This is a genomic window from Slackia isoflavoniconvertens, assembly GCF_003725955.1.
Lineage (GTDB): Bacteria > Actinomycetota > Coriobacteriia > Coriobacteriales > Eggerthellaceae > Slackia > Slackia isoflavoniconvertens.
The window spans coordinates 1-7,233 of the sequence record NZ_QIBZ01000027.1; the positions used below are offsets into that span (position 1 = coordinate 1).

At 43.4% G+C, this 7,233-nt stretch carries 7 protein-coding genes; 5 read left to right on the forward strand and 2 right to left on the reverse strand.

All coding sequences use genetic code 11. The features are described 5' to 3' along the window. Positions 1-441: 441 nt before the first annotated feature. Together DMP05_RS09465 and DMP05_RS09470 are read right to left on the reverse strand one after the other, a co-directional pair. Positions 442-1,323 (reverse strand): glycosyltransferase family 2 protein, encoded by an 882-nt coding sequence (locus DMP05_RS09465; protein WP_161957535.1) that lies wholly within the window; start codon positions 1,321-1,323, stop codon positions 442-444. 17 nt (positions 1,324-1,340) lie between these two features. Then, positions 1,341-2,192, reverse strand: coding sequence for a LicD family protein (locus DMP05_RS09470; protein ID WP_123220214.1), 852 nt, complete (start codon positions 2,190-2,192; stop codon positions 1,341-1,343). A gap of 117 nt (positions 2,193-2,309) precedes the next feature. On the opposite strand from DMP05_RS09470, the gene DMP05_RS09475 reads away from it, so the two are divergent. From DMP05_RS09475 to DMP05_RS09495, 5 genes are read left to right on the forward strand one after another with little or no spacing between them, the layout of a single operon-like run. Continuing rightward, a complete protein-coding gene (locus tag DMP05_RS09475) occupies positions 2,310-3,365 on the forward strand; it encodes a glycosyltransferase family 2 protein (protein ID WP_123220215.1) in 1,056 nt (351 codons plus the stop codon). Positions 3,366-3,389: 24 nt separating this feature from the next. Then, positions 3,390-4,772, forward strand: coding sequence for a hypothetical protein (locus tag DMP05_RS09480; RefSeq protein WP_123220216.1), 1,383 nt, complete (start codon positions 3,390-3,392; stop codon positions 4,770-4,772). 8 nt (positions 4,773-4,780) lie between these two features. Beyond that, the gene (locus tag DMP05_RS09485) at positions 4,781-5,584 is read left to right on the forward strand and encodes a glycosyltransferase family 2 protein (protein WP_244595122.1); all 804 of its coding nucleotides are present in this window, start codon (positions 4,781-4,783) and stop codon (positions 5,582-5,584) included. A gap of 17 nt (positions 5,585-5,601) precedes the next feature. Further along, entirely contained in the window at positions 5,602-5,967 is a 366-nt protein-coding gene (locus tag DMP05_RS10305) for a DUF2304 domain-containing protein (RefSeq protein WP_123220217.1), read from the forward strand. Between the two features lie 22 nt (positions 5,968-5,989). Beyond that, the gene (locus DMP05_RS09495; RefSeq protein WP_244595123.1) at positions 5,990-6,760 is read left to right on the forward strand and encodes a glycosyltransferase family A protein; all 771 of its coding nucleotides are present in this window, start codon (positions 5,990-5,992) and stop codon (positions 6,758-6,760) included. Positions 6,761-7,233 lie beyond the last annotated feature (473 nt).

Below are 7,233 nucleotides of genomic sequence, written 5' to 3' on the forward strand. Positions count from 1 at the left end.
ACATAGTCGAAAACGAATGGGGCCGCAGGCGCTACCTAGATGTATCGCTGCTCGAAGACGAGGAGGGCAAAGCGTAGGGCGAGAATGCCGATGGTCTCACCTAGGCATCAGCGAATTTGCGAAAGATCCTTGACGGTACCGAAGCGACGGCCGCGGGCCGAGCGATTGGCGCTTGCCGCCATGTATCGGCCGGCATGGCGGCAAGCGCGGCGTAGCGGCGGTATAATGCAGACATTCTAGGCGGCGGCCCAATATCCGGGCTGAATTACCGTCCGCTCGGGCAGCCTTCGGTTGCTCCTCGCTAGGACGGCTTGCACCAACATTAGACGCGCTACCGGGTGCGGTGATGCGGACATTTCTTTGCTGACAGCATGGCTGTCCAAACGTTTGACACACTATCGTTTCACAAATAAATGTGTGGCTTCATATAGGGAAAATGGCTCAGTCGATTATCCCATTTTGTTTCAGATATTCATGATATATCTTTGCTGAAGCAAGGATATTGGACATTCTAAAGTGCAAATTGCTCCTCTTATTTGCATAAGAGGTATCTGTAGATTTTCCGCTCTCGTGTATCACGGAAAGGGAAGGAACGAATGCGGTTCGATATTGCATTCGTTGACATTTTCGAAATAGAAGGAATTCCTCGTAGTAGAAATGTGTCTCCGGTTCAAACGCCTTAGCTTCATTCAAAACGAAGTTGGGCAGGAAAATCAAACATGCGCCAAATAATACGACGTTTTCTATACTTGCATTGCTTTCGAGTGCATCATTTACAACAACATAGGAACGCTCTTTTTCGCATCGAGAAAGTATGGGGTACGATATCGAATAGAAGTTCAACGCAATAGAATTCAAGAATATTGTTTTCTCAACCTCTTTCAAGCTCGGAGCCTTCAGGGCCATGGGGTTTTGGTGCTTCTTGGTAGTAGCCTGAATAGTATCGGGCCCAATTACATCGTATTCGCCTAATTGAGCGATAGAAATCACTTTGATCAAGAAATCATCCTGGATGAACTCTATATCGTTGTTTGTCACAACGATAATATCGGCTTTGAGAATGTCGCGCGCATAACCATAGCCCGTATTATTTGCATACGAAAAACCGCCATCTTCTTCGATGCGAATATAATGGCCGCGTTTATCATCTTGTCGGAAAAAAGTCGCTCTGCACGTTCTGCTCTCTGCGGGCTTTGTCAGTTCGTTATCGACAACGATAATAGAAATCGAATCGCTATCTATAAGATTGTCGAGGGATTCGATACATCTTTTCGTGACGGTCGCATCTCCGAAATGAAGTATCACAAAAGCTACTTTAGGCACTACGTACCCTTTCTTATTTAAGCCCATTTGCCAAAATCTAATTCGTACGGATAGTGGTTCTTCCTTTTTTCTTCCGGTGGTAATGTCATGTAATCGCCATACATCCCACGTAAATAATTATCTAGATTGTTTGGGAATGACATCTCAAGGTTTTCAAAGCTTCTTAGACAAAGCGGAAAGACATCTTTTCTGTTAATAATATTTGAATAAGGGGTAGTATCGCATAGGTAATCTAAGCGTTTGGAGTCGTTCATGTCCCTGAATCGAGTGCTGGCTTCGTAGCATTTCTTATATAAGAACGTTTTTGAAACATTGAAAAAAGAAAGCAAGGAGTGAGCGATGACGCAAGCGAGGGTAATGATTTTTCCCTTAACTCCGCCAAAAGGTAGGACGGGGTGTGAAACGCTTCTCAGAATGAGCAGTTTGCTCCAAATAAAAGCATCCCTAGCTTGTTTTTTGAAAAGACGCTCATCATCCGGAATGTTGTCAAAAGCGTATATGTCTAAGAAAATACCAAAGTTACAATCGATATTCCTTAGCGCGTATTCCCTAAATTTGGTACCACGTAGAATCATCCGCGTTGACATCAATGGGTAATTCGAATTGGTCTCACAATTAAGGATTTCGTATTTATCCCCGAACTCAATAGCAACCAGGTCCAGAAACTTTTCGTAGTCATTGCGCGGAAGCGCAACATCAATATCGTCGTCCCATGGGATGAAGCCCCCATGTCGAAGCGCTCCTATTCCTGTGCCTGCCATGCCGAAATATGCTAAATCGTATTTATTGCAAAGGTCGATAAAGTCACTAAGAATGGAGAGCTCGATTGACTGAACTTTATGAAGCGTTTCGCTATCGTATTCGCGCATTGTCACCCTTGAATCTGTTTCTGATGGATAATGAGTCTATCGGATGGTATCTTAACATCCGATATTATACTTTCATGCCAATTTAAACGAATAAGGCAATAGGAGAACGTGGCTTAAATGGAGAGCGCAGATAAAATGAGGATTTCGGTTATTGTCCCTGCCTATAATTGCGGACCCTATTTGCCAGAGTGCTTAGATTCGATTATCAACCAAACGTATCCCGTCTATGAGATAATTTTGGTCGATGATGGTTCGACCGACAATACTCTTAGCGTTATTAAGCGATATAAGAATAGTTATCCCGGCTTGATAACTTCTATTGCTCAGGAAAACAAAGGAGCAGCGGCGGCGCGAAATGTTGCGCTTGACCAAGTTACGGGTGATTATATTGCTTTTATTGATGGCGATGATTTTATTTGGCCCGATTACTTCGAGCGCCTGATTTTTGTGGCCCAAGAAAAGGACGCCGATGTTGTTACTTGTGGCTATCAAAAATTCATAGACGGAAGTAACGAAATCATTGAAACGAGGGATCCTGTTGCATGGGATATATCTTTTGGGGATAAATCGCATGTGTTTCAATATAGTCCTTGTGCGAAACTCATAGATGCGAAATTGCTGCTCGATAACAACCTTCGATTCGGCGAAGGCGAGGTTATGGAGGATTGCCCCTTTGGCATCATAACAAACTCCGTTTGTCAAAATAATGTTGCAATTAGCTATTACGGTTATAGGTATAGAAGACATGACGGCTCGGTTCAAGACGGGGTGAGGAAGGAAGGGCTAAAAGAAGAAGAGAACGACAGGCCTTTCCCTTATAACGGCATCCGTGAAGCCATTATAAAAGTGCGTGATGTAAAAGGGGACACCTACGATAAGGTACTTGAATACATTGTTAGCAAGGCACTGGCGGGCTTTGTTTATTCCTTTAGCAAGAACAGCTCAAAAAAAGCACTTAAATTCACATGCAAACAATGTAAAGACATTATCGATGATTATTTCGATGATATACAAAATAATCCCTTTATTCGTTTATCGAGCCCTGCAGACTTGCCTGTAGTCCATCGCTTTGCTACATATTTGTTTGCTTTTTCGGTAAGGCATAATGTTCTGTATCCAACTGCCCGTTTTGTGCAATTGGTCGAGCGCCTCATCGGAAAAGGTGCTAATTAGTTTTTTTCAAGACGAAGTTGCTACATGGATATTAAAAAACTGTCAATTGATATAGCGATTGCCATTCTTTCCCAAGGCGCGAATGCGTTGGTTAGCGCATTATTGACCTTATTACTTCCTAAGCTTCTTGGGGTTGAGGGTTTTGGATATTGGCAGTTATTTATTTTTTATGCTAGCTATGTTGGGCTATTTCATTTAGGCCTTAACGATGGCGTCTATCTGGTAGAAGGCGGTAGAGGCAGGAATGAAATTGACAAGAGGTCAATTAACTCTCAGTTCTTTTTTGGCGCAGTAATTGAACTCTTCTTCTCGCTTGCTCTGATTGTTTTTGCTGTTTTCGTCCCTCTTGAATACGATAGAAAAATTGTAATTCTGGCAACTGGAATTCTTGTGCCTGTTTGCAACACTGCAACGTTTATCGGCTATGTGCATCAGGCAATGAACGAAACAAAATTATATTCGTATTCTGTGCTCGGTGAGAGTTTGGTTTTACTTCTCGGGTTGATTCTTTTAATGGCTGATGGCTGTACCGACTATATGACCTATATTGAGTTGTATCTTATTGCGAAAATACTGCGCTTGCTTTTCTGTGCCGTATTTTTTGTTGACTTTTTCAAGTCAGGTTTTTTGCCGTTAAAAGAAACCGTTCGTCTGTCCATCGCGGATATACGCGTCGGAGTAAGTTTGATGGTCGCAAATATTGCCGGCTCTTTAGTTGTGGGAATCGCGAGGTTTGCAATTGACGGGAATTGGGACATAGCAACGTTTTCCGTCGCATCTCTCGCCCTTTCTATAACTACCTTTTTTATGATGTTCATTTCTCAGGCAAGCATGGTTTTGTTTCCGTCTTTGCGGCAAAGTTGCGATATTAATCTTGGAATCGCCTTCCGCAAAATGCGGGACGGCTTAAATCTCGTGTTGCCATTACTGCTTCTGGCTTTTTACCCTGCAAAATATTTTCTGGAAATATGGCTTCCTGATTACCAATCGGCAATTGGCTTATTCTTGTTCGTTTTTCCCCTGTGCATTTTTGAAGGCAAGATGGACATTTTGGGTACTACTTTTCTTAAGGTATTTAGGATGGAAAAAAGCCTATTGAGAATCAATTTGGCATCGATGTTGGCGACTTTTGCCTTGGTCTTGGTTTCAATCTTTATTTTTCATTCGGTAGAATCGATCCTTCTTTCAACGGTGATCGTCTTGTGCGGCAGGGAACTTTATACAGAGTTCATTATTTCTCGAAAGCTACAGGAAAGATTTTCATCCTGCAGCTTTTTGGTAGTTCTTCTCAGTTTGTTGTTCGTTGGGGTTGCGTCTATCGCTTCCGATGCCATTTCCGCGTTACTTTACGTATGTGCCTATATACTGTATTCACGCTTTTCCACAAAGGGGAAATGTTTGAGTTAGAATAGCTCTTGATTCGGGCATCAACGCAATGGATGCTGGATGCTCGTTTGGGTGATATTGTCAAAGCGAAATTGGATTTTGGGAATTTTAATCATATGGTTAAGCAAAATATAAACAACTCGCCAAAAGTTCTGGTTATTATTCCTGCATATAACGAAGAGGAAAATATTGTATCTACGGTCGATTCTATTATTGAAATGAATTATGACTACGTAGTAATAAATGATGGATCAACTGATGCGACGCGGCAAATATGCGAAGAGCATCAATTTAATATGCTCGATTTGTCCCAAAATTTAGGTATAGGTGGAGCGGTTCAAGCGGGCCACAAATATGCTCATCGCTATGGATATGATATTGATATTCAGGTTGATGGGGATGGACAGCATGACCCATCGTTTATTCCGGAGCTTGTGGCCGAGATTGAGCGAGGTGTTGATTTGGTTATTGGCTCGCGTTTTATTGCTGAAACGGCGGGCTTTAAATCTACCTTTTTGAGGCGCTTAGGAATCAAATGGCTTTCTTTATGGCTCAAGATCCTCACCGGGGTGGATGTTAAAGACCCCACCTCGGGTTTTCGCGCAAGCGGGCGAAATGCGATTCGTCTTTTCTCTGAAAACTATCCGATGGATTATCCTGAGCCCGATTCGATTGCAACGGCGATTCGTGAAGGTCTTCTCGTGCGCGAAATTCCAGTTGAAATGCGCGAGCGAGGCGGTGGAGTGTCGTCGATTTCAGGTTTTTCTAGCCTCTATTATATGGTCAAAGTTACAATTGCGATTTGGATAGCCAGCTTGCATCGTCATGCTTAATAGGAAGGTGGCTTAGCATGGCAGTTTCGATAACGAGTGTAGTGATAATAGCTAGCTTTGTTCTCCTCTTGGCTATCGTCCATCTTGTAAAGCACGACAAACTGCAGCTTAGGTATTCGCTTATATGGCTGTTATTTGGTGTTGTTATCTTGGTATGCGCCTTGTTTCCCGAACCATTATTCTCTGTCGGGTTGTTGTTCGGGTTTTCTATTCCATCCAACTTTGTTTTTGCGTGCGTTGTGTTTTTCCTCCTTCTGATATGCTTGCTATTGAGTTCAATTGCCAGCAAGCAGGCTATTGCGTTGAAGAATCTTACCCAGAGATTATCGATTGTCGAGCGAGAGCTTCGTATTGTGGAAAACGAGTCGAACCGTGATTTATGAGCCTAGTGACCATACTTTTGTTGTGTGTGCGTACGGAGAAAGCCCCTATCTCCGCTATTGCTTGGATTCTGTGTGCAATCAAAATATATGCTCCCATGTAATTGTATCGACATCTACGCCAAATTCTTATATTGCTGAACTGTGTGATGAATTCTCGGTTGAGTGTTTTGAGAATGCTGGAGCGCCTGGAATTGGCAAGGATTGGAATAGGGCGCTTTCCCATGTTGAGACCCCGCTGGCAACAATCGCTCATCAGGATGATGTCTACTTGCCTGAATATGCCGAGTCTCTTTTAGATTGTTTCAACAGATCGAAAGTTCCCCTTATTTATTTTTGCGCGTATGGTGAAATAAGGGGCAACGAAATAATAGACTATTCGCCTCTTTTGAACATTAAGCGTTTTATGCTGTCTCCTTTAAAGAATCCAAAACATTGGAAGTCTGTCGGACTGAGGCGTCTTATCTTGTCGTTTGGCTCACCGATAAGCTGCCCTTCTGTTTCGTATAATCTTGAACGAATGCATCTTCCATTGTTTAATGAGGAAATGAAATGCTCGCTTGACTGGGATGCCTGGGAAAGAATTTCGATGTTGCGCGGTGATTTTGTGTATGATTCGACGGTTCGAATGAGGCATAGAATCCATCCCGGGTCCGAAACCTCTCATTTAATCGAAGACAGTACTCGCACAAATGAGGATTACGAGATGATGTGCAGGTTTTGGCCTCGTGCGCTTGCAGGCTGCATGAATCGGCTATATTCGCTTTCTCAAAAAAGCAATTCGATTTCTAAGTGATTCTCGTCGTCCTATTGCGGCGGTTGCTATGGAATCGGTTGATGTCGGCGGGGCCGCTTCCTCAGTTGAGCTATCGCGTCGATTCCTCCAATTTCGCTCGAGTTTACACCTAGTACATTGTTGCCGATTCATCCGTGAGTCATTTGCTCACATGGTTGCTTATGATGCGAAACTTTGAGAGCGATACGGCCTAAATGTCGAGGTAACGTAAAATTTCTTGAGGCTTCGGTAGTTTGTGTGACAAGGGGCTAGCCTAGGCAGCAACGCTCTTCGCTCCCTTCACGCCCTTCTTCCTCGCCTTCACCGGGCGACCCGGGAGCTGGGGCTGGCAGTCGCCGCACCTGAGTGTTTTTCACAACAACTAAATTTAGGATTTCACGACTAATTTCTTTCGGGTTTCACCGTTTTGCAAAGGTGCCGCACCCTTTCTTCGCTAACTGTCCGATCTTCCCATCATCAAGGCTTCCTCGAAC